Here is a 23,268-nt window from a genome sequence, read left to right as displayed (position 1 = left end):
GTTTAACCCGGTAGATTCTCAGCGGAAACACCACACTGTCAACCCACGAAGATAAACTCTGAACTTATAAGGACTATAGCACAGGAGTGCTAGAGATATTAGAGCCAGAACCAAGCTTTCTTTTTAGTATTGATACCACTAATAACTCCATTTATACCGGGCTGGATGCTAGCGGACCTTATCAAGTACACTATTAGCCAGATAATTAAGAGGTCACCCATGGCACTAAAAGCAACCATCCATAAAGCCGCCGTTAACATTGCCGATATGGATCGTAATTTTTTTCAGGATGTTAACTTGACCATCGCGCAACACCCATCCGAAACTGACCAGCGCATGATGCTGCGTTTACTGGCATGGATTTGTCATGCTGATGAGCGCTTGTTGTTTACCAAGGGCTTAAGCGCTGATGATGAGCCAGAAATTTGGCGTCACAATGATCATAATGGTATCGAATTGTGGGTCGAACTCGGGCTCCCCGAGGAAAAAAGGTTGCGCAAGGCGTGTAACCAATCACAGCAAGTTGTGCTCTATGCTTATAGCGAAAGGGCCGCTAAAGTATGGTGGCCGCAGGTTCAGGACAAGTTGTCCGGGCACCGTAATCTTCGGGTGCTCTTCCTTGATGATGAACAGATGGCAAAGTTAGCAGCGTTGTCTCAGCGCAATATGTCATTGCAAGCCACGCTGCAAGAGGGAACTATTTGGTTATCAGATGATAAGAATAGTCTGGAAATTAGTTTTGATGAATGGCAAGGCGATGGGCAATAAGCGTGTTGATTATATCCAATAATGTCAGCCTACCCGACAGTGAGATTGAATTGACGGCTATCCGCGCTCAAGGTGCGGGCGGGCAACATGTTAATAAAACCTCAACGGCTATTCATTTGCGCTTTGACATTAAGGCCTCAAGCCTGCCAGAGTACTATAAAGAAAGGTTATTATTGTTAAATAGCCATCTGATGACCGCCGAGGGGGTCATCATTATCAAAGCGCAAGAATACCGTAGTCAGGATATGAATCGTGAGGCTGCATTAGCGCGGTTGGTGGCATTAATCCGCCAGGCTATGGTGGTAGAAAAAACACGCCGGGCGACAAAGCCGACTAAGGGTTCAAAAATCAGGCGAGTTGAAGGTAAAGTCCGCAAAGGGGCGACAAAAGCGCTGCGCGGTAAAATACATCAGGAATGATGCTGATGCCTGCCTATATTGGGGGCTTCTGCGGTTTCATTCCTTATATATCGGCCACAGTATGGGAGAATGACTGTGAGTAAATTAACAATAACGCTGTTTTTGGCAGTAGGTGCATTGTCATTATTAGGTTGTAATAACCGGCATCAACCTGTTGAGCAGGTTTTACAGCCAATGCAGCAAAGTTATCAGGGCCTTTTGCCTTGTGCAGATTGCAGTGGTTTGGATACTTCATTGTTTCTCGACAGTGACGGAACATTTGTCTTGAAAGAGATTTATCGTGGTGCAAATCATTCTGCTGACAATAAAAATGGCGATCCAGCTTTTGCCGAATATGGTCAGTGGGCACGTACGGCAGACAAATTAGTATTAACGACTGCGCAGGGGGAAAAACGTTATTTCCGGCCTGTGGGTAAAAACCTGGTTATGCTCGATCAACAAGGTTTGCCAATTGAATCTAAATTGAATTATCAGTTGGTACCTAGCAATCAGCCTTTACCTAAGACGCCGATGTCGCTAAGTGGTATGTATAAATACTTTGCGGATGCTGCGGTATTTACCGACTGCGCTACGGGCAAAACTTTCCCAGTAGAAAATAATATCTCATTGGAAAAGGGGTATTTAAAAGCCCGTAAAAATGTTGGGGAACCTGTATTTCTGACTCTCAATGGTCATTTTGATATTCGACCATCAATGGAAGAAGGGCAGTCAGATAAGACACTGATCCCGGCAGGCGATATTCAGTTTAATGCCAATAAAAGCTGTGATAGCCAATAGAATCAGTGGGTTGCAGTAATAAAAAAGCCGCCAGTTGTTGTTCACACTCTGGCGGCGTTATATTTATAGCTAATTAACGTCTGATTTGACCCAACAAGAAATCAATGATTTCACTGGTTTTAATCATTTGCTTCTCACCGACACGACGATTTTTATATTCCACTTCTTCGCTGTCGAGATTGCGATCGCCAATAACAATATTGTGTGGCACGCCAATCAACTCCATATCAGCAAACATCACGCCCGGGCGTTCTTTACGATCGTCGAGAATAACGTCAATGCCATGTGAGCGCAGGGTGTTATATAACTCTTCCGCCAGTTCTTTAACTCGGAAAGATTTATGCATATTCATCGGCAAAATAGCGACCTGGAATGGCGCAATAGCATCTGGCCAAATAATACCGCGGTCATCATGATTCTGCTCAATCGCCGCTGCAACTACGCGAGACACCCCAATTCCGTAGCAACCCATGGTCATCACTTGATTGCGGCCATCTTCACCTTGAACAGTCGCTTTCATCGCTTCTGAATATTTGGTTCCTAGCTGGAAGATGTGACCAACTTCAATACCGCGTTTGATTTGCAACGTGCCTTTACCATCAGGGCTGATATCACCTTCAACAACATTACGCAGGTCAGCAACCTGTGGCAGTGGCAAATCACGTTCCCAATTAATACCAAAGTAATGTTTGCCGTCGATGTTAGCGCCAGCACCGAAGTCACTCATCACCGCCACACTGCGGTCAATCACAACCGGCAGCGGCAGGTTAACCGGCCCTAATGAACCTGGGCCTGCGCCGATAACTGCACGAATTTCCTCTTCAGTCGCGAAGGTCAGCGGCTGGGCTACTTGTGGTAATTTTTCCGCTTTAATCTCATTTAGTTCGTGATCACCACGGACCAGCAGAGCAACTAACTTATGGCCACTCTCTTCGTGAGCATGAACCATTAAGGTTTTCACTGTTTTCTCAATCGGCAGTTTGAACTGTTCGACTAATTCAGCGATGGTTTTCGCATTCGGGGTATCAATGATACGCAGTTCTTCAGTTGCTACCGCCCGTGGTTCAGATGGCGTCAGCGCCTCAGCGAACTCGATGTTAGCGGCATAATCTGAGCCAGTTGAGAACACGATATCGTCTTCGCCACTGTCGGCCAGCACTTGGAATTCGTGAGATGCGCTGCCACCGATTGAACCGGTATCTGCCAACACTGCACGGAAATTCAGATCCATACGCTCGAAAATCTTACTGTAAGCGGCATACATCGCGTCATAAGTTTCCTGCAATGATTCCTGAGTTGTATGGAAAGAGTAAGCATCTTTCATCAAGAATTCACGGGCGCGCATTACACCAAAACGTGGCCGAACTTCATCACGGAATTTGGTTTGGATTTGGAAGAAGTTCAGCGGCAGCTGTTTGTAAGAGTTGATCTCACCGCGAATCAGGTCAGTAATCACTTCCTCATGGGTTGGGCCGAGCACAAAAGGACGCTCGCCACGATCAACAAAACGTAACAATTCAGGGCCATATTGTTCCCAACGACCACTTTCTTGCCACAAATCAGCGGGTTGTACGACCGGCATTGAAACTTCGATTGCACCGGCGTTATTCATTTCTTCGCGTACGATGTTTTCGACTTTCTTCAACACACGGACCCCGGTCGGCAACCAGGTATAAAGACCTGAGGCCAGTTTACGGATCATCCCGGCACGGAGCATCAGTTGGTGACTGATTACTTCAGCATCAGCAGGAGTCTCCTTCAGAGTGGAGAGCAAATATTGGCTAGTACGCATGATGTTTTGGTTCCATTAGCACTGCAACAAATAGAGGCAGCCAAAAAAGTAAAAGTGGTTTAGTTTAACAGCGAGTACGGGTTGTCAAAAGAGAGCAGGGTGAAATTTAGCGTGGGTCAAGTGATAAGACTTCCGTTTGGCCTTCAATAACCCGCCAGCGCACGTTAAATTCCAGTAGCAGAACTGCATATTCTCGGCTTTCACTATCACCTTTGCGATAGGCCGGGCGCGGGTCTTGCGCTAAAATCTGAGAAATAAAACGCCGTAAATATGGGTAACGCTGTTGTTGCTGTACTAACTGTTGTTCGGCAGTGTGGGAAAAGCTCACTGGCATATTTGCATCAGGTGCTGTTTGAGCAAAACCTGCCCGCGCATGGGGTTGGCTCTCCGCGAAAGGTAAATAGGGTTTGATATCAATCACGGGCGTACCATCAACTAAATCCAAACTGCCTAGCTCCAAAATAACCTCTGCCCCTTGGATCCGTACCCCTTTCAACTCTATTAGGGACATGCCAATCGGGTTGGGCCGAAATGTGGAACGGGTGGCAAATACTCCCATTCGGGCATTGCCGCCCAGGCGAGGAGGGCGGACGGTTGGACGCCAGCCACCATCCATGGTTTGATGAAAAACGAACATCACCCACAAATGGCTGAAGTCAGACAGGCCTCGCACAGCTTCTGCTTGATTATAGGGAGCTAATAGCTGTAACTCACCACCGCCATCTTCAATCAGACCGGGTTGCCGCGGCACTGCAAACTTTTCTTTATAGGGCGAGCGGATGACGCCGATCTGATTAAAGGAAAATACACTCATTTTGATGAAACATTCAGTGCAGAACCCTGACACACGGCTTGTTGGTAACAGCCGGGGACGCCACTTTGTATTTCACATTGATGCAGTAAGACTGCATTGGCTTTCATATAAGATGCGCGAGCCTGCATTCTCTTACGGGCGGTGGCGATACTCGGCGGGGAGTCTTGAACCGTGGATTGGCAAGATTCACCAGACACTTCGCCTAAGTCACGAAAAGGCTTACCTACAAGCTCTTCTGCACTTTTATAAAGTTTTACCGGCGCCGGCCGCGGGGCTACCGTAGGGCTGGGTTTGATGACCGGAGTCGGTTGCTTAACCGGATTTTCTGTGGTGGATGGCTTTGATTGAAGCACGGAACATCCAGTTAGCGAGAGAGCTAACAGACACAGAGGTAACGCACGCATAGAAATTCCTCAGCCTTTTTATTTAGGAGGCGCTATTGAAGCAATCTATTATGCAAATAACAAGACGGGCCATAGCCCGTCTTGCAATATATTTAGCAAACACTGAATTTAGTAAACGTAGTATTCAGCAAAATAGCCAATTGGCCATTACCAGCCTTTGACCGCGCCACCGTTGAACGCTTTGTTTGCTGCATCGTAAACTTCGTCAGATTGATAAGCTTGAACGAATTTCTTCACGTTTTCCGCATCTTTGTTATCTTCGCGGGCAACAATCAGATTGACGTAAGGTGACTCTTTGTCTTCGACAAACAGGCCATCTTTCGCTGGAGTCAGGCCGATTTGACTAGCATAAGTGGTGTTGATGATTGCCAAAGCAATTTGTTGGTCATCCAAAGAACGTGGCAGTTGAGGAGCTTCCAGTTCAACCAATTTCAGATTTTTAGGATTCTCAACAACATCCAGTACTGTTGGCAGCAGACCAACGCCGTCTTTCAGTTTAATCAAACCTACTTTTTGCAACAGCAGCAGAGAACGACCTAGGTTAGTCGGGTCATTGGGCAGTGCTACCTGAGAACCCGGCTGTAATTCTTCCAATGATTTGATTTTTTTAGAGTAGCCAGCAATTGGGTAAACGAATGAGTTACCGACAGAAACCAGTTTGTAGCCGCGATCTTTAATTTGCTGATCCAAATAAGGTTTATGTTGGAACGCATTCAGGTCAATATCACCTTTGCTCAGTGCTTCGTTTGGTAATACATAGTCGTTAAACGTGACCAGCTCAACATCCAGGCCGTATTTGTCTTTTGCAACTTTCTGAGCAACTTCAGCAACTTGTTGCTCAGCGCCGACAATTACGCCTACCTTAATGTGGTTTGGATCTTTTTCCGCAGGGCCGCAACCCACCAGTGCCAGAGTACCAATCAATGCACTGACTGCCGCGATAGATTTGAATTTTAAAGACATATCCTTTCCTCTATAGACATTCGTTAAGATGCGCCGCTGTGTGAGACCGTCGCTGGGTAATTTATGTGTTAATGACTATTTGTGGGTAACGGCTTTTACGATCCGATCGCCACTGAACTGAATCAGATAAACCAAAATAACTAATAATACTAATACCGTATTCATTACAGTGGCGTTATAACCAATGTAACCATACTGATAACCGATTTGGCCTAAGCCACCGGCACCGACTGCACCCCCCATAGCAGAATAGCCCACCAGGGTAATCAGGGTAATAGTTGCTGCATTCACCAAGCCGGGTAGGGCTTCTGGCAACAACACTTTTTTGATGATTTGCATTGGCGTAGCGCCCATTGCGCGGGCTGCTTCAACCAAACCGGATGGAATTTCCAGCAGGGCATTTTCCACCATACGGGCAATAAACGGCGCCGCACCGACGGTTAGCGGCACGATTGCCGCTTGTAAACCAATGGAAGTCCCCACGATCATCCGAGTGAATGGAATCATCCATACCAATAAGATAATAAAAGGTATGGAACGGAAGATATTTACTACCCCAGACAGAGTGCGGTAAATCTTATTGTTCGCAATAATTTGCCCTGGGCGGGTGACATACAACAGAACCCCAACCGGCAGCCCCAAAACAAAACCGAAGAAGCCAGAGACAAACGTCATCATTAGAGTTTCCCAGACGCCTCGGCCCATTAACCACATCATTGCCTCAGACATAACCCAGAACCTCTACTTTTACATGATGATCTTGCAAGAACTTGATGGCAGCGAGGCCATCCTGATTGTCGCCATGCAGCTCAGCCAGCATGACACCAAATTTAACGCCACCGGCATAATCCATTTGCGAGCTCAGGATGCCGATATCAATATTAAAGCGACGTACAGCCTGTGAAATTAACGGGGCGTCAACCGACTGACCAGTGAACTCCAGTTTGAGCAGTGGCACCCGGTCTTGGGTTGGCTCTTGAGTCATGCGCTGGGCGTAATCTTCTGGAATATCCAAATGCAGAGTTGATTGAATAAATTGTTGAGCCAATGGTGTTTTCGGATGAGAAAACACTTCGCTGACACTGTCTTTCTCAATCAGTTTGCCTTCACTAATTACGGCGACTTGATCACAAATACGTTTCACGACATCCATTTCATGTGTGATAAGCAAAATAGTGAGCCCTAAGCGGCGATTGATATCTTTGAGCAATTCGAGAATTGAGCGGGTTGTCGCCGGATCCAGCGCGCTGGTAGCCTCATCACACAACAAAACCTTAGGATTACTGGCCAAAGCACGGGCGATAGCCACGCGTTGTTTCTGCCCGCCGGACAGATTCGCTGGGTAAGCATCTTGTTTATCGGCAAGCCCGACTAAATCCAGCAACTCGGTAACTCTCTTCTTTATATCTGCACGTGGCGTGTTATCAAGCTCTAGTGGCAGTGCGATATTGCCATATACTGTGCGGGAAGAGAGTAAATTGAAATGCTGGAAAATCATGCCAATCTGACGACGTGCCCGTGTCAGTTGGCTTTCAGATAAAGTGGTGAGATCTTGCCCATCCACCAGTACTTGCCCGCTGGTAGGGCGCTCTAACATATTGGCGCATCGAATCAGCGTACTTTTACCGGCGCCTGAGGCACCAATAACGCCATAAATTTGGCCAGCCGGGACGTGCAGACTGACGTCCGAAAGCGCGGTAATCGTGCCTGAGCCCTGCTGGAACACTTTGCTGATGTGAGAAAGTTTAATCATATTATTCTTATTTTATCGTCATTTCCGTGGCTAGATAAAAAGTAAACCTTGGCAAAACCAAAGTATGGATTGGATGTTAAGGCGTCTAGACGGCCAAGTCAACTGGCAACACTGATTCTCTTCCATTCTCAATCGGCAATAAAACATGCAATACTAATGGGGTTTACAGCCCTTAGGAGCAAATAAGTGACTCAGCCCGTCCCCGCAATATTTTTAGATCGTGATGGTACAATTAATGTCGACCACGGTTATGTCCACGAAATTGATAATTTTCAGTTTATAGACGGCGTTATTGATGCTTGCCGTGAATTGAAAGAAATGGGTTTTGCTCTGGTTTTAGTCACTAACCAATCAGGCATTGCACGCGGTATCTTTACCGAAGAGCAATTCTTGAGCCTTACCGAGTGGATGGATTGGTCCTTGGCTGACCGCGGTGTTGATTTAGATGGTCTCTATTTCTGCCCGCATCATCCCGATGGCAGTGTAGCGGAGTTCCGCGAAACATGTGAATGCCGTAAGCCATTGCCCGGCATGTTACTGCAAGCACAAAGTGAATTGAACATTGATATGGCTTCTTCTTATATGGTTGGCGATAAAATTGAGGATATGCAGGCAGCGTTAGCGGCAAATGTCGGGACCAAAGTGTTGGTCCGCACGGGTAAGCCCGTGAGTGCTGAGGGGGAAGCCGCGGCTGATTGGGTGCTAAATAGCCTGGCTGATCTGCCAAAAGCAATAAAAATGCGTCATCATAAGTAGTCGTTGCGTTCAAATTATCAGCATTCAGAAAAAACTTTAATATAAACCCTTGCCATTCTGAAGCGGCTCCCTATAATGCGCATCCATCGAGACGGCACACAACGAACCAAGTAGTTGAGTGGCCGGCAGAGAGAACAGAGAAAATCAACGAAATTAGTAGTTGACTCTGAATGAGGAAAGCGTAATATACGCACCTCGCGTTACCAACCACCGGTTGATAACGCACTGCTCTTTAACAATTTATCAGACAATCTGTGTGGGCACTCGCAAGACGATATCGAAGCCTGTTTCGGCAGGCAGAAGCAATATCAAAGTCTTGAAGAGTGACCAAAGCAGTACACATTTGAACTTCGGTTCGAATGCATATTTGCAGAAAGTAATCTTTGAGCATCGCTATGTTAACTCATAGCAAATCAAACAAATCTTAAATTGAAGAGTTTGATCATGGCTCAGATTGAACGCTGGCGGCAGGCCTAACACATGCAAGTCGAGCGGCAGCGGGAAGTAGTTTACTACTTTGCCGGCGAGCGGCGGACGGGTGAGTAATGTCTGGGAAACTGCCTGATGGAGGGGGATAACTACTGGAAACGGTAGCTAATACCGCATGACCTCGCAAGAGCAAAGTGGGGGACCTTAGGGCCTCACGCCATCGGATGTGCCCAGATGGGATTAGCTAGTAGGTGGGGTAACGGCTCACCTAGGCGACGATCCCTAGCTGGTCTGAGAGGATGACCAGCCACACTGGAACTGAGACACGGTCCAGACTCCTACGGGAGGCAGCAGTGGGGAATATTGCACAATGGGCGCAAGCCTGATGCAGCCATGCCGCGTGTGTGAAGAAGGCCTTCGGGTTGTAAAGCACTTTCAGCGAGGAGGAAGGCATTGTGGTTAATAACTGCAGTGATTGACGTTACTCGCAGAAGAAGCACCGGCTAACTCCGTGCCAGCAGCCGCGGTAATACGGAGGGTGCAAGCGTTAATCGGAATTACTGGGCGTAAAGCGCACGCAGGCGGTTTGTTAAGTCAGATGTGAAATCCCCGCGCTTAACGTGGGAACTGCATTTGAAACTGGCAAGCTAGAGTCTTGTAGAGGGGGGTAGAATTCCAGGTGTAGCGGTGAAATGCGTAGAGATCTGGAGGAATACCGGTGGCGAAGGCGGCCCCCTGGACAAAGACTGACGCTCAGGTGCGAAAGCGTGGGGAGCAAACAGGATTAGATACCCTGGTAGTCCACGCTGTAAACGATGTCGACTTGGAGGTTGTGCCCTTGAGGCGTGGCTTCCGGAGCTAACGCGTTAAGTCGACCGCCTGGGGAGTACGGCCGCAAGGTTAAAACTCAAATGAATTGACGGGGGCCCGCACAAGCGGTGGAGCATGTGGTTTAATTCGATGCAACGCGAAGAACCTTACCTACTCTTGACATCCACAGAATTTAGCAGAGATGCTTTAGTGCCTTCGGGAACTGTGAGACAGGTGCTGCATGGCTGTCGTCAGCTCGTGTTGTGAAATGTTGGGTTAAGTCCCGCAACGAGCGCAACCCTTATCCTTTGTTGCCAGCACGTAATGGTGGGAACTCAAAGGAGACTGCCGGTGATAAACCGGAGGAAGGTGGGGATGACGTCAAGTCATCATGGCCCTTACGAGTAGGGCTACACACGTGCTACAATGGCAGATACAAAGTGAAGCGAACTCGCGAGAGCAAGCGGACCACATAAAGTCTGTCGTAGTCCGGATTGGAGTCTGCAACTCGACTCCATGAAGTCGGAATCGCTAGTAATCGTAGATCAGAATGCTACGGTGAATACGTTCCCGGGCCTTGTACACACCGCCCGTCACACCATGGGAGTGGGTTGCAAAAGAAGTAGGTAGCTTAACCTTCGGGAGGGCGCTTACCACTTTGTGATTCATGACTGGGGTGAAGTCGTAACAAGGTAACCGTAGGGGAACCTGCGGTTGGATCACCTCCTTACCTAACGATACGCATTGCGCAGTGTCCACACAGATTGTCTGATAGAAAGTAACGAGCAAATAAGGCCGGGCTGAGAAATTAGTCGGGCTTTAGTACCTTGTTGGGTCTGTAGCTCAGGTGGTTAGAGCGCACCCCTGATAAGGGTGAGGTCGGTGGTTCAAGTCCACTCAGACCCACCAACTCATCCCCATACTGCGTTACAGTCACACTCGTTTATAACAATAAACGTCGCGTATCTGTGCCTTGTCTGAAAATGAGTTGCAGCAATAAGGTGATTTGCTTTTTATATGGGGCTATAGCTCAGCTGGGAGAGCGCCTGCCTTGCACGCAGGAGGTCAGCGGTTCGATCCCGCTTAGCTCCACCATATAAAAAATTATTTCAAAACGTACTGCGGTCGTAAGACTCAGTGTGTTGTGAAATATTGCTCTTTAACAATCTGGAACAAGCTGAAAATTGAAACAATACAGCTGAAACTTATCTCTCCGTAGATTTACTGAGATAAGGATTAACCTGTATTAGAGTCTCTCAAATGATCGCAATACGACGATGTCTGTAAAGACACCTTCGGGTTGTGAGGTTAAGCGACTAAGCGTACACGGTGGATGCCTAGGCAGTCAGAGGCGATGAAGGGCGTGCTAATCTGCGAAAAGCGTCGGTAAGGTGATATGAACCGTTACAACCGACGATACCCGAATGGGGGAAACCCAGTGCAATTCGTTGCACTATTGCATGGTGAATACATAGCCATGCAAGGCGAACCGGGGGAACTGAAACATCTAAGTACCCCGAGGAAAAGAAATCAACCGAGATTCCCCCAGTAGCGGCGAGCGAACGGGGAGGAGCCCAGAGTCTGAATCAGTTTGTGTGTTAGTGGAAGCGTCTGGAAAGTCGCAGGGTACAGGGTGATACTCCCGTACACAAAAACACACTTGCTGTGAACTCGATGAGTAGGGCGGGACACGTGACATCCTGTCTGAATATGGGGGGGACCATCCTCCAAGGCTAAATACTCCTGACTGACCGATAGTGAACCAGTACCGTGAGGGAAAGGCGAAAAGAACCCCGGCGAGGGGAGTGAAATAGAACCTGAAACCGTGTACGTACAAGCAGTGGGAGCACCTTCGTGGTGTGACTGCGTACCTTTTGTATAATGGGTCAGCGACTTATATTTTGTAGCAAGGTTAACCGAATAGGGGAGCCGTAGGGAAACCGAGTCTTAACTGGGCGTCTAGTTGCAAGGTATAGACCCGAAACCCGGTGATCTAGCCATGGGCAGGTTGAAGGTTGGGTAACACTAACTGGAGGACCGAACCGACTAATGTTGAAAAATTAGCGGATGACTTGTGGCTGGGGGTGAAAGGCCAATCAAACCGGGAGATAGCTGGTTCTCCCCGAAAGCTATTTAGGTAGCGCCTCGTGAACTCATCTTCGGGGGTAGAGCACTGTTTCGGCTAGGGGGTCATCCCGACTTACCAAACCGATGCAAACTCCGAATACCGAAGAATGTTATCACGGGAGACACACGGCGGGTGCTAACGTCCGTCGTGAAGAGGGAAACAACCCAGACCGCCAGCTAAGGTCCCAAAGTCATGGTTAAGTGGGAAACGATGTGGGAAGGCATAGACAGCCAGGATGTTGGCTTAGAAGCAGCCATCATTTAAAGAAAGCGTAATAGCTCACTGGTCGAGTCGGCCTGCGCGGAAGATGTAACGGGGCTAAACCATGCACCGAAGCTGCGGCAGCGACACTTAGGTGTTGTTGGGTAGGGGAGCGTTCTGTAAGCCGTTGAAGGTGACCTGTGAGGGTTGCTGGAGGTATCAGAAGTGCGAATGCTGACATAAGTAACGATAATGCGGGTGAAAAGCCCGCACGCCGGAAGACCAAGGGTTCCTGTCCAACGTTAATCGGGGCAGGGTGAGTCGACCCCTAAGGCGAGGCTGAAAAGCGTAGTCGATGGGAAACAGGTTAATATTCCTGTACTTAGTGTTACTGCGAAGGGGGGACGGAGAAGGCTAGGCTAGCCGGGCGACGGTTGTCCCGGTTTAAGCATGTAGGCGGAGTGACTTGGTAAATCCGGTTGCTTATCAACGCTGAGGTGTGATGACGAGTCACTACGGTGATGAAGTAGTTGATGCCAAGCTTCCAGGAAAAGCCTCTAAGCATCAGGTAACATTAAATCGTACCCCAAACCGACACAGGTGGTCAGGTAGAGAATACTCAGGCGCTTGAGAGAACTCGGGTGAAGGAACTAGGCAAAATGGTGCCGTAACTTCGGGAGAAGGCACGCTGGCATTAGGTAAAGAGACTTGCTCTCGGCGCCGAAGCCAGTCGCAGATACCAGCTGGCTGCAACTGTTTAATAAAAACACAGCACTGTGCAAACACGAAAGTGGACGTATACGGTGTGACGCCTGCCCGGTGCTGGAAGGTTAATTGATGGGGTCAGCCGCAAGGCGAAGCTCTTGATCGAAGCCCCAGTAAACGGCGGCCGTAACTATAACGGTCCTAAGGTAGCGAAATTCCTTGTCGGGTAAGTTCCGACCTGCACGAATGGCGTAATGATGGCCAGGCTGTCTCCACCCGAGACTCAGTGAAATTGAACTCGCTGTGAAGATGCAGTGTACCCGCGGCAAGACGGAAAGACCCCGTGAACCTTTACTATAGCTTGACACTGAACATTGAGCCTTGATGTGTAGGATAGGTGGGAGGCATCGAAGCGTGGACGCCAGTCTGCGTGGAGCCAACCTTGAAATACCACCCTTTAATGTTTGATGTTCTAACTCGGCCCCGTAATCCGGGGTGAGGACAGTGTCTGGTGGGTAGTTTGACTGGGGCGGTCTCCTCCCAAAGAGTAACGGAGGAGCACGAAGGTTAGCTAATCACGGTCGGACATCGTGAGGTTAGTGCAAAGGCATAAGCTAGCTTGACTGCGAGAGTGACGGCTCGAGCAGGTACGAAAGTAGGTCTTAGTGATCCGGTGGTTCTGAATGGAAGGGCCATCGCTCAACGGATAAAAGGTACTCCGGGGATAACAGGCTGATACCGCCCAAGAGTTCATATCGACGGCGGTGTTTGGCACCTCGATGTCGGCTCATCACATCCTGGGGCTGAAGTAGGTCCCAAGGGTATGGCTGTTCGCCATTTAAAGTGGTACGCGAGCTGGGTTTAGAACGTCGTGAGACAGTTCGGTCCCTATCTGCCGTGGGCGTTGGAAGATTGAGAGGGGCTGCTCCTAGTACGAGAGGACCGGAGTGGACGAATCACTGGTGTTCGGGTTGTCATGCCAATGGCATTGCCCGGTAGCTAAATTCGGAAGAGATAACCGCTGAAAGCATCTAAGCGGGAAACTTGCCTCGAGATGAGTCTTCCCTGGGGCTTTAAGCCCCCTGAAGGAACGTTAAAGACTATGACGTTGATAGGCTGGGTGTGTAAGTGCAGCGATGCATTGAGCTAACCAGTACTAATGATCCGTGAGGCTTAACCTTACAACACCGAAGGTGTTTTGGTGATTTGAGAGAGATTTTCAGCGATGTTCCGAGATTGGGCTGGCTGGCTGTGTGTAGGATTGCATAGCGGGTTAGTTTAGACAGAATTTGCCTGGCGGCCATAGCGCGGTGGTCCCACCTGATCCCATGCCGAACTCAGAAGTGAAACGCCGTAGCGCCGATGGTAGTGTGGGGTCTCCCCATGCGAGAGTAGGACACTGCCAGGCATCAAATCAAGCCGAGACCCCATGCCAAAAGCGTGGGGTTTTTGCTATGTGCGCGATATAGAAAAGCCTTCTGCTGTGCAGAGGGCTTTTTTTATGTGTACATTTTAGGTGTGATTGAATGGATGACGAATCGAATACACCGATATTCGGATATAAATACATCCTCAAGCTAACTGTCCTGTTTGGCCATTTTTGTCTCAGTTGACTGCCTGGTAGAGACTATAGCCGGTGACTGCGCCAGCAACATCCCAGGCAAAGTCTTTCCAACTCCAGCCAGTACCACCTTGGCGGCTGTCATACAGTTCCTTACCTGCACCAATGCCTATCGAAAACAGCAAACCAAAATTGCGGCTTCTGGCATCTGACCAATTTTGATGTTCACCATAAGCTGTGCCCGCAGCCGCTAATGCAGCAGAGGCAAAGAAATGTTGTGCTTTGTCCTTCCCCGTCCAACTGTCATTGGCCATATGGGTACATGCAGAACTGGCGAAAAGTATCGGGGCAATAATGAAAGGGCGAAGATAAGGTGAGCACCACATACAGTCTCTCCTCCGGCCAGTGATAAAAAACCCGGTATGGGACCGGGTTTTTATGCTTTAGATTTACAGAATACGGCTGATGAGCCGGTCAATACGGATTCTGCGTAAGCGGCGGATCAGTTTGCGTACTTTGACTGGATATTGCTGAATATTCTCCAGATCAAGGTAGTGTGAAACAACTTTAGTATGAGTACGAATACATTCCAGCTCTTTTGCGCGCTGCTCATGCATCTCATGCTTAGGATCGTGGATCAAGATGGCATTTTCCAAGTCCAGACGCCATGCTCGCGGATTCAAGTTATTGCCGGTGATCAATTGCCAATTATTATCTACCCACATTCCTTTCAGATGATAGGTATTGTCGCCATCTTTCCACAAACGAACAATCAGTTGGCCGTTATCCACAAAGCGCTGTAAGCGGCTAAGGAAGCGGCGCAAATTGATTTCGTATAAGTATGGCAACGCACCGATAATTTTAAATGGTTGATCTTCTGGAATATAAAAGTCGTTTGCGGTTTTATCGCCAACAATAATCTCAACCTGTTTACCTTCGCGCAGCAGATAAATGATATTGCGGACTAATAATGCCGGCAGGTTAAAATAGGGCGTACAGATAGTGAGGCGTTCATCAGCGGAAGCCATTAAATGATGAATTGTTTTGTTGAGTTGGCTTTTTTTACCTAGCCCAACCAATGGCGTTACTGCTAATTCATCATTACCAGCTTGGGCTGGAAATTGATAACCAATATCTCGCAGTGATGAGCGAAATTGGCGGGTTTCATTTTTGATCTCGGGATTGGTTGGCCGATCCGTGCGATCGAGGCGCTGTACAGCACCGGCACTCAGCACCCGTTGCTTCACATAATCAACCATAATATTGGCTAATGATGGATTTGTGATTAATTGGTAGCGATCATAACGATACTTATCATTTTGATAAAGATAGACATCATTGATGCTGGCACCACTGTAAATGACGGTATCATCAATGACAAAACCCTTCAGATGCAATACACCCAAGGCTTCGCGGGTATTAACCGGAACACCATAAACCGGAACACAGACGTCCGGATGCTTGTCCGCCATCTCACAATACCAATCTGCATTAGTATTGACTGCTGCGGCTCCGATGCGGCCACGTTGGGCGCGATGCCAGTCGACCAGCACACAAATTTCCAGCTCAGGATGCCGCTGTTTGGCCTGATAGAGGGCATTCATCACATCACGGCCTGCATCATCCTGCTCAAGGTAAAGCGCCACCAGATAGATGCGTTTGCTCGCCTGGCCTATTAATTCCAGCAGAGTGGAGCGGAAAACCTTGGGGCAATAAAGCGTTTGGACATCATCAACTGACTGGGGGAGTTTGGGCAGTTGTGCAAGGTGTTGTTGATGTTTGCTACGTTTGAATTTTGACAACATCACAGTGCGCTTCTTCTCTTGTTATTTGATGGCAGAACCGCCATATCAAAAAAAACACTAATCCATAGAGTCGGGCGATAATACCACTACTTTTCCGGATTGTGCGCAAGTTTTGCCAACCGCAGACCGAATCGCTAATCTATGTGGGCTATATCACAGCGATTCATGTGATTGAAATCAAAGTGTCAGCTCAAGATTAACGATGCCATCTTCCATCTGCACATCAATGCTAAAACCCAGCTTTTTCGCCAAACCTATCATGCCGCGGTTATTGGGCATGGTGACCGCCGTCAGTCGTGTTAACCCATGGCTACGGGTGTACTGGATCATCTTCTCCAGTAGCTCCCGTCCCAGCCCCAGCCCTTTTAGATCCGAACGCACCAATACGGCAAACTCTGCGTCGATATTATCAGGGTCGGACAGCGCACGCGTAACACCAATGATTTCGGGGCCTATCGCATTTTGGCGCACAGCAACAAAGGCCATTTCCCGATCATAGTCAATTTGTGTCATATTCGCCAAATCATCGTGACTGAATTCGTTGATTTCGCTGAAGTAGCGATAGTAGAGATCTTCTTTAGTGACTTGATTAATAAACAATTTTAGCAGCGGCTCATCTTCCGGCAAAATAGGGCGGAACAGGCAATGAGAGCCGTCTTTTAGTACCACATTTTGTTCTAGCTCGTGTGGATAAGGGCGAATAGCCAGCCGTGCCTGTGGGTCGCCAGTGACGGGGGCTAACTGCATTGATACATCCAACAGTGTGAATTCATTGCCGGAAGCAAGCACCGGGTGAATATCTAAACGCGATATTTCCGGGCAATCAAGAATCAGGTTAGAGACCTGTACCAGCAAGCGGCTTAGCCCTGGGATGTCCAATGGTTGCAGTGACCCCCAGCTGCGGATTTTCCCACCTTTAACTGCCTGGATTATCAGATAGCGGGCCAGCGCCATATTCAATGGCGGCAATGCAACAGCGGCTTGTGTTTCATGGTGCCACTCAATACCACCTTCCCCTAACATAATCAGTGGGCCGAAAATAGCATCTTGCTCCACCGCAATTCGCAACTCCTGCGCACCGGCGCGGTTCGCCATACTTTGTACCAATAAGCCGTCGATGCGGGCTTGAGGATAAGTCCGTTTAACCCTATCAAGGATATCATCAGCAGCCCGCTGCACCTCAATTGCGGTGCGCAGATACAGCATCACTCCTTGAACTTCAGATTTGTGCACAATATCGGGCGAACGCAGCTTGATAGCGACCGGATACCCCAGCCGTTCGGCGATATGCACGGCTTCAACACTATCACCAGCAATCCAGGTTGGTAGCATATTGAGGCCATAGGCCTCAAGGATCGGCTGGACTTCATGGGTATCGAGTTGGGTTGCGCCCTCTGCCAGTGCCTGGCGGATCAACTGATGTACATGGGCAGTATTGGCGGTGAGGTCAACTGGCAATGCCGGTGTTTCTTTCAGCTGTTTTTGGTTGCGGCGGTATTCCACCATGTGCATAAAAGCGGTGATTGCACCTTCTGGTGTGCGATAGGTCGGAATCCCTGCTTCGGTGAACAAACGGCGGGCATCTTGTGATGAATATTCACCACACCAGTTTGTCAGTAAGGTAATGCGCTTGCCACGGGGATGTTGGCGGATAGCGGATATCAGTAACTCTGCAGTTTTACTGCCCGGCGCAGCGGCACTCGGTGAGTGGATAAGCAGGAGTGCGTCATAGTCAGTGCTGTCTAATAAAGGTTTAAGCGCCGCTAAATAGCGCTCAGCGCTGGCATCATCCCGCAGGTCTATTGGGTTGCGTAAGGAAACAAAAGGCGGCAGCACGGCACTCAGCGCGGATTGGGTGGTATCAGACAGCGTCGCCAGTTTGCCATTCCGGCTAATCAGTTCATCCAGCGCCATAGCAGCTGGCGCTGCGCCATTACTGACAATCAGCAAGCGCTCTCCACGCAATGGGTGCATATGGCTTAGCGTTTCGACTGCCGAAAATAGCTCGTGAGTATCCTGAACCCGCAATAAGCCCGCTCGCTGAATAGCAGCATCATAGGCAGCATCTAACCCTTGCTGACCATTGAGTAATTGTTGGGCGTGTTGGCTGCGGCCACTTTTGACCACCAGAATCGGTTTGTTCCGTGAAGCACTGCGTGAGGCGGATAAAAAACGGCGCGCATCACTGATATGCTCAATATACAGCATAATAGCGCTGGTTTTACCGTCTCTGGCCAGGAAGTCGAGTAAGTCATCGACATCAATATCCAAGCTATCACCCAGCGCAATAAAGTAAGAGAAGCCAACTTCTCGCTGCTGCGCCCAGTCCAAAATAGTGTTAGCCACGGCTGCTGATTGGGAGATAAATGCCAGCCGGCCTTTTTTGATAGGCACTGGCGAAAAACTGGCATTTAATCCTTGCCACGGAGCCAGCAAGCCCAAGCTATTTGGGCCAAGCAAGCGCATGTGATGGCGCTGCGCGCAAGCTTTCAATTCTGGGAATTGCTCGATTGCTGCCGACAAGATAATCACCGCCTTACAGCCACGAGTGCCCAAATCTTCCAGCAATGAGAGGTTACGCCGGTCATGGGTACACAAAATAGCCAAGTCAGGCGTTATGGGCAGAGAGGCGATATTGGTATAAGCCAATACACCGCAAACAGCTTTATGGGTCGGGGTGACGGGCAAAATGGGGCCATTGAAGCCGCCATCGAGCAAATTACGCATCATCAGGAAACCAGCCCGTTCAGGCTTTTCAGAAGCACCAATAACGGCAATCGACTTCGGGCGTAACAGTGCTTCTAATCCACGTTGGCTCATATATCCCCGTCATCTTTCAAGTTACAGGAGTGTTGGCTGCGTTCGCTTACTTGATTTTATGCGATTTCTTCCAGACTTGCTGTGACTCGGCCCACTGGATGATGAGGTTTCCCAGCTAAATATTGCTGCCGAAAATAATGAAAATGCGCAGTTAACCCATCAGCCGCCTGAATATCACCAGCTTGTTGGAGCAGGGCTGCGGCGACTTCCACCGTGCAATGTTGCTCCGGGCGTGGTGCTTCACGGAGTTGATAATCCGAGGTGTGACTGACATTTAGCGACAACATTGGTAACCCGGCGAGATAAGGACTTTTGCGAAACATTTTTTTGGCTTCAGTCCAAGTCCCATCCAGCAGAATAAATAACGGTGGTTTATCGCTGACAGGTAATTGATTGATCACCTGCCGCCCGGGTTCAGCATACTTTTCCGGGAATACGACATAAGGCTGGCGATGCGGGTCGCGTATTGCGGCTAATAACTCCGGGGCAACTTCAGTTCGCGCCCAGAGAAAGGCCTGAGTATTGGGGAGGATATCAGCAATCAGGCGGCCGGTATTACTGGGTTTAAGGGGTTCAGTGTCAAACATAATCAGGCAAAAGCGGCTGTTGGCCGGTTGCGGTTTGATCGTGTCACATAAACAAAATCGCTCAGTCAGTAGGCAGCCTTGGCAGCGAATAGCGCGGCAACCACGAGCGCGATAAGGGCGGGTGGAGGCGGATAAACGTTGTTGGCGTAAACGCAGTACTGCATTTCCCGTCGTTATGACCGAAGGTAAAGTATGGTCGGTGGTAAATGATTCAGTCACGACGGACTCCTGAAGAAATAGCGTTATTCTAATCAACCCTTGCGCTCAGTCATACCATAAAAGAAAAAACAACGCCCCAACAGAAAACTGTCAGGGCGGAGACTTTATCGGGCACTTGAGCGGCCCCGAATGGCGATAAATGAGTTAAACTAGCTTAGCGAGCAGTGGGCTCCACGGATAATTGTTCATTTAGCCAATTATCAAAAGCTGCCTTTGGCAATGCGCCGCTGAGCATATCGACCATTTTGCCGTTTCGATACAGCATAATGGTGGGAATGCTGCGGATGCGAAAGCGCGTGCTGAGTGCGGGTTCAGCTTCAGTATTGATTTTAACGAAGCGAACTTTTCCGGCGCGTTCTGTGGCAACATCTTCAAAAATAGGGGCAAAGCTGCGGCAAGGGCCACACCAAGGTGCCCAGAAGTCGATGACAACAGGTAAGTCATCTTGCAGCAGTTTATCCAGTGTTTCGGCGGTGGCGTTAATGACTTCGCCATCAAATAAAGAGTGGCCGCAGCGCCCACATTTAGCGCCGTCATCAATACGTTCTTCCGGTAGGCGGTTGGTCGCCATACAAGCTGTACATACCGTATTCATAAATTAGCCTTTATTGTGTATCTCAATAGATAGAAGAGAAACCATACAGTCAAATATCGTTGAATTGTTTCTTGGTTGTTATCTATTATGAAGATAAATGAAGGAAGTGCCAAAATGGTTTATTCGATGAATACGATAGTTGGTAGCTTTTAGCGCTTGCTTATGGCTTACCGGGCAGACATCAGGTAATCTTCGCGCCCTGCGCGTTGGTGGAGAAGACAATGAACGATTCATTTAGTGGCAAAAACGGCAAAGTTAAAGTGATGTACGTCCGCAGTGACGAAAACAGCAGCGATGACCGTAACAGCAATAACCGTGGTAAAAACCCGCGTCCTGCAGGTAAAGGTCGCCCGGGGGATAATGCGGGTCGAGGCAGTTCACAGCGGAATAATGACTCACGTCGTAATGATTCTGGCCGTAATGAACGCGTGAGTCCTAGCCGCCCGGCGCGTTCTGACAGCAGTGGCCCATACGATTCACCGTGGAAAACCGTGTCCCGTGCGCCATCTGAAGAACCTGAATTTGATCACGGCGGCATCAGTGGTAAAAGCCATGTTGACCCAGCACAATTGCGTCGTCAACGGGCTGAAGAGACACGTGTTTATGGTGAGAATGCCTGTAAAGCGCTGTTTGAAAGCCGCCCTGATGCGATTGTGCGAGCTTGGTTCGTGCAGTCCGTTACCCCTCGTTTTCGTGAAGCGCTGAAATGGATGGCAGCTAACCGCAAGGCTTACCATGTGGTTGAAGAAGATGAGCTGGCGAAGGCGTCTGGCACTGAACACCATGGTGGCGTGTGCTTCCTGATTAAAAAACGTCAGGGTCTGGATGCTGAAACCTATCTGCAACAGCAGACTCAGGCGAAAGATTGCGTGTTGGCACTGGAAGATGTGGGTAACCCACATAACCTGGGCGGCATCATGCGGACTTGCGCGCATTTCGGTATTAACGGCGTGTTGTTGCAAGACCCGGCGATGCTGGAGTCAGGTGCAGCAGTTCGCACCGCTGAAGGTGGCGCAGAGCATATCAAAGCTATCAATGCTGATGATTTCCTCTCGGTGTTGGATACCTTCCGTAAAGCGGGTTACACCATAGTGACAACCTCGAGCCATAAAGGTGTCAGTCTGTCGAAAGCTGAACTGCCAGCCAAAATGGTGCTGGTCTTGGGGCAAGAGAGTGATGGCTTGACCGACAGCGCTTGGCAGCAGGGTGATGTGAGTGTGTCTATCGGTGGTACTGGCAAAGTTGAAAGCCTGAATGTTTCGGTGGCAACCGGCATTCTATTGGCCGAATGGTGGCGTCAGAATAGCGCTCAGTAAGTTAGAGTTGGATGTTTTGCTAGGCTACTGAATCATAAAGTAAAAAAGGGCACTGATGATAAGTCAGTGCCCTTTTTATTATTGAGCTTTAGCCGCTAGTGCGCGCCACCGCCGCCACCGCCAGAGGTGAATGGAGGTTTGGCAAACCACACCAGCGCCAGTAGCAGCAGGAACACGCCCGCCGAGAGCCAGAATATTTCATTAGCCGAGATAATCAGCCCCTGATTAGTAATCTCGCGCGCCAGATAAGCGGATGCTTGCTGCTGATTCATCCCCAGTTTTTCCAGATCCTGATACATCTGCGTGGCATTCGGGTTAAACGGGTTAACAAATTCCGTTAACTGCGAATGGTGCATCGATTCTCTTTGCGTCCACAAGGTGGTGGTGATTGACGTCCCAATCGACCCGGCCAGTGTTCGCAGGAAGTTAGACAAGCTGGATGCTGCCGCCATGCGCTCCGGCGGTAAACCGGACAAAGTAATTGCCGTCAGTGGCATAAAGAAGCAGGCAATAGCAAAACCTTGCACAAACTGCGGCCATGCCGAAGCACCAAAGTCCATTCCCGGCTCGAATGTATATGCTCGCCAGTAGAAACAAACCGCATACATAATGAAGCTGAATGTAACTAACTGCCGCATATCAATTCGATGTGAGAAGCGGCCAATAATCGGCGACAGCAGCACCGGCAATATTCCCACCGGCGCTGATGCCAAGCCGGCCCAGGTGGCGGTATAGCCATACACCTCCTGTAGTAGCTGCGGCAGCAATACAATTGCGCCAAAGTACAACATATAGGCCAGGCTGATACACAGACAGCCAATAGTAAAGTTTCTCGATTTGAATAATGACAAATCGATCACCGGATGGTCGTCGGTAAGCTCCCACACTATCAGGAAGGTAATGGCAATCACGGCAATAACCGTCAGGACAATAATCTCGGTTGAGTTAAACCAGTCCAGCTCCTTACCTTGGTCAAGCATGATTTGTAAGGCACCGATACCCACGACCAATAACACCAGCCCGATAGTATCGATAGGTTTGATTTCGGTTTTGGTCTCTCGCCCTTTCAGGGTGCTGCCCGCGACCAAAATAACCACCAACCCGATAGGGATGTTGATAAAGAAGATCCAGCCCCAGTGATAGTTGTCACTGATATAACCGCCAAGGATCGGCCCAAAAATAGGGGCGACAACAATTGTCATCGACCACAATGCCAGGGCCATACTTCGTTTCGCGGGCGGGTAATTATTCAGCAGTAAGCTTTGCGACAGCGGAATCAATGGGCCAGCGACCAGCCCTTGAATGACCCGGAAGAAGATAAGCATTCCCAAGCTGTTTGACACACCGCACAACCACGAGGCCAGTACAAATAGCCCCGTCGACCACAGGAACAATCTGACTTCACCAATGCGTTTTGCCAACCACCCCGTGATGGGGATAGAAATCGCATTTGCCACACCGAATGAGGTGATAACCCATGTTCCTTGGGAGTTGGATGAGCCAAGATCCCCGGCAATAGTCGGAATTGCCACGTTAGCAATGGTGGAGTCCAGCACTTGCATGAAGGTCGCTAATGATAGTGCGACTGTCATCCAGGCGAGTTGGGCACCTTCAAGCGGTTTTTGTGCCACAGTAGCCTCCGGCGC

17 protein-coding genes, 2 tRNA genes and 3 rRNA genes are annotated in these 23,268 nt (G+C 49.1%); 10 read left to right on the top strand and 12 right to left on the bottom strand.

All coding sequences use genetic code 11. The features are described from left to right. Positions 1-219: 219 nt before the first annotated feature. The 3 genes from F0T03_RS16645 to nlpE all read left to right on the top strand — a co-directional run bounded on the left by F0T03_RS16645 (position 220) and on the right by nlpE (position 1,964). The gene (locus tag F0T03_RS16645; RefSeq protein WP_159679557.1) at positions 220-768 is read left to right on the top strand and encodes a YaeQ family protein; all 549 of its coding nucleotides are present in this window, start codon (positions 220-222) and stop codon (positions 766-768) included. Positions 769-770: 2 nt separating this feature from the next. Then, the gene (arfB, locus tag F0T03_RS16640; protein WP_145555942.1) at positions 771-1,187 is read left to right on the top strand and encodes an alternative ribosome rescue aminoacyl-tRNA hydrolase ArfB; all 417 of its coding nucleotides are present in this window, start codon (positions 771-773) and stop codon (positions 1,185-1,187) included. A gap of 75 nt (positions 1,188-1,262) precedes the next feature. Next, complete coding sequence (gene nlpE / locus F0T03_RS16635) at positions 1,263-1,964, top strand: envelope stress response activation lipoprotein NlpE (protein ID WP_162526968.1); 702 nt, start codon at positions 1,263-1,265, stop codon at positions 1,962-1,964. Between the two features lie 73 nt (positions 1,965-2,037). Here the strand turns inward: nlpE and proS are convergent, their stop codons facing one another. From proS to metN, 6 genes are all read right to left on the bottom strand, one after another. Further along, positions 2,038-3,756, bottom strand: a complete 1,719-nt coding sequence (gene proS, locus F0T03_RS16630) for a proline--tRNA ligase (RefSeq protein WP_159679555.1) — start codon at positions 3,754-3,756, stop codon at positions 2,038-2,040. A gap of 106 nt (positions 3,757-3,862) precedes the next feature. Further along, complete coding sequence (gene tsaA, locus F0T03_RS16625; protein WP_159679553.1) at positions 3,863-4,570, bottom strand: tRNA (N6-threonylcarbamoyladenosine(37)-N6)-methyltransferase TrmO; 708 nt, start codon at positions 4,568-4,570, stop codon at positions 3,863-3,865. Beyond that, on the bottom strand, positions 4,567-4,974 hold the full coding sequence (rcsF, locus tag F0T03_RS16620) for an Rcs stress response system protein RcsF (protein ID WP_145555938.1): 408 nt from the start codon (positions 4,972-4,974) through the stop codon (positions 4,567-4,569). Before rcsF ends, tsaA begins: the two co-directional genes overlap by 4 nt. A 147-nt stretch (positions 4,975-5,121) precedes the next feature. After that, positions 5,122-5,937, bottom strand: a complete 816-nt coding sequence (locus tag F0T03_RS16615; protein ID WP_042569242.1) for a MetQ/NlpA family lipoprotein — start codon at positions 5,935-5,937, stop codon at positions 5,122-5,124. A 75-nt stretch (positions 5,938-6,012) separates the two neighbouring features. Further along, positions 6,013-6,666, bottom strand: coding sequence for a methionine ABC transporter permease MetI (locus tag F0T03_RS16610; protein WP_050078607.1), 654 nt, complete (start codon positions 6,664-6,666; stop codon positions 6,013-6,015). Then, positions 6,659-7,690, bottom strand: coding sequence for a methionine ABC transporter ATP-binding protein MetN (gene metN / locus F0T03_RS16605; protein ID WP_159679551.1), 1,032 nt, complete (start codon positions 7,688-7,690; stop codon positions 6,659-6,661). Before metN ends, F0T03_RS16610 begins: the two co-directional genes overlap by 8 nt. A gap of 186 nt (positions 7,691-7,876) precedes the next feature. Here metN and gmhB point away from each other — a divergent pair, with 186 nt between their 5' ends. The 6 genes from gmhB to rrf all read left to right on the top strand — a co-directional run bounded on the left by gmhB (position 7,877) and on the right by rrf (position 14,127). Beyond that, entirely contained in the window at positions 7,877-8,446 is a 570-nt protein-coding gene (gene gmhB, locus F0T03_RS16600) for a D-glycero-beta-D-manno-heptose 1,7-bisphosphate 7-phosphatase (RefSeq protein WP_159679549.1), read from the top strand. A gap of 426 nt (positions 8,447-8,872) precedes the next feature. Then, positions 8,873-10,415: ribosomal RNA gene (locus F0T03_RS16590) — 16S ribosomal RNA — on the top strand. A 102-nt stretch (positions 10,416-10,517) separates the two neighbouring features. After that, positions 10,518-10,594: transfer RNA gene (locus F0T03_RS16585), tRNA-Ile, on the top strand. Between the two features lie 110 nt (positions 10,595-10,704). Beyond that, positions 10,705-10,780 (top strand) — tRNA-Ala (locus F0T03_RS16580). Between the two features lie 211 nt (positions 10,781-10,991). After that, positions 10,992-13,900 (top strand): 23S ribosomal RNA (locus tag F0T03_RS16575). Between the two features lie 111 nt (positions 13,901-14,011). Further along, positions 14,012-14,127, top strand: a 5S ribosomal RNA gene (gene rrf / locus F0T03_RS16570). The 16S, 23S and 5S rRNA genes sit together here with 2 tRNA genes alongside, the layout of an rRNA operon. Positions 14,128-14,324: 197 nt before the next feature. Here rrf and F0T03_RS16565 read toward each other — a convergent pair. The 5 genes from F0T03_RS16565 to trxC all read right to left on the bottom strand — a co-directional run bounded on the left by F0T03_RS16565 (position 14,325) and on the right by trxC (position 20,306). Further along, complete coding sequence (locus F0T03_RS16565) at positions 14,325-14,666, bottom strand: YfiM family lipoprotein (RefSeq protein ID WP_159679547.1); 342 nt, start codon at positions 14,664-14,666, stop codon at positions 14,325-14,327. Positions 14,667-14,729: 63 nt separating this feature from the next. Beyond that, a complete protein-coding gene (pssA, locus tag F0T03_RS16560) occupies positions 14,730-16,082 on the bottom strand; it encodes a CDP-diacylglycerol--serine O-phosphatidyltransferase (RefSeq protein ID WP_374757584.1) in 1,353 nt (450 codons plus the stop codon). A gap of 180 nt (positions 16,083-16,262) precedes the next feature. Further along, positions 16,263-18,905: a bifunctional acetate--CoA ligase family protein/GNAT family N-acetyltransferase gene (locus tag F0T03_RS16555; protein ID WP_159679545.1), complete on the bottom strand. Its 2,643-nt coding sequence runs from the start codon at positions 18,903-18,905 to the stop codon at positions 16,263-16,265. Positions 18,906-18,961: 56 nt separating this feature from the next. Next, entirely contained in the window at positions 18,962-19,711 is a 750-nt protein-coding gene (locus F0T03_RS16550) for a tRNA-uridine aminocarboxypropyltransferase (RefSeq protein ID WP_159679543.1), read from the bottom strand. Positions 19,712-19,865: 154 nt separating this feature from the next. Beyond that, positions 19,866-20,306, bottom strand: coding sequence for a thioredoxin TrxC (gene trxC / locus F0T03_RS16545; protein ID WP_159679541.1), 441 nt, complete (start codon positions 20,304-20,306; stop codon positions 19,866-19,868). 221 nt (positions 20,307-20,527) lie between these two features. On the opposite strand from trxC, the gene F0T03_RS16540 reads away from it, so the two are divergent. Next, positions 20,528-21,622: a tRNA/rRNA methyltransferase gene (locus F0T03_RS16540; protein WP_145556833.1), complete on the top strand. Its 1,095-nt coding sequence runs from the start codon at positions 20,528-20,530 to the stop codon at positions 21,620-21,622. A gap of 95 nt (positions 21,623-21,717) precedes the next feature. Here F0T03_RS16540 and emrB read toward each other — a convergent pair whose 3' ends face one another. Continuing rightward, the gene (emrB, locus tag F0T03_RS16535) at positions 21,718-23,253 is read right to left on the bottom strand and encodes a multidrug efflux MFS transporter permease subunit EmrB (protein WP_145556834.1); all 1,536 of its coding nucleotides are present in this window, start codon (positions 23,251-23,253) and stop codon (positions 21,718-21,720) included. Between the last annotated feature and the right edge of the window lie 15 nt (positions 23,254-23,268).

This window comes from Yersinia canariae, from assembly GCF_009831415.1.
Classification (GTDB): Bacteria; Pseudomonadota; Gammaproteobacteria; order Enterobacterales; family Enterobacteriaceae; genus Yersinia; species Yersinia canariae.
This window is presented reverse-complemented; position numbering and strand designations above follow the sequence as displayed.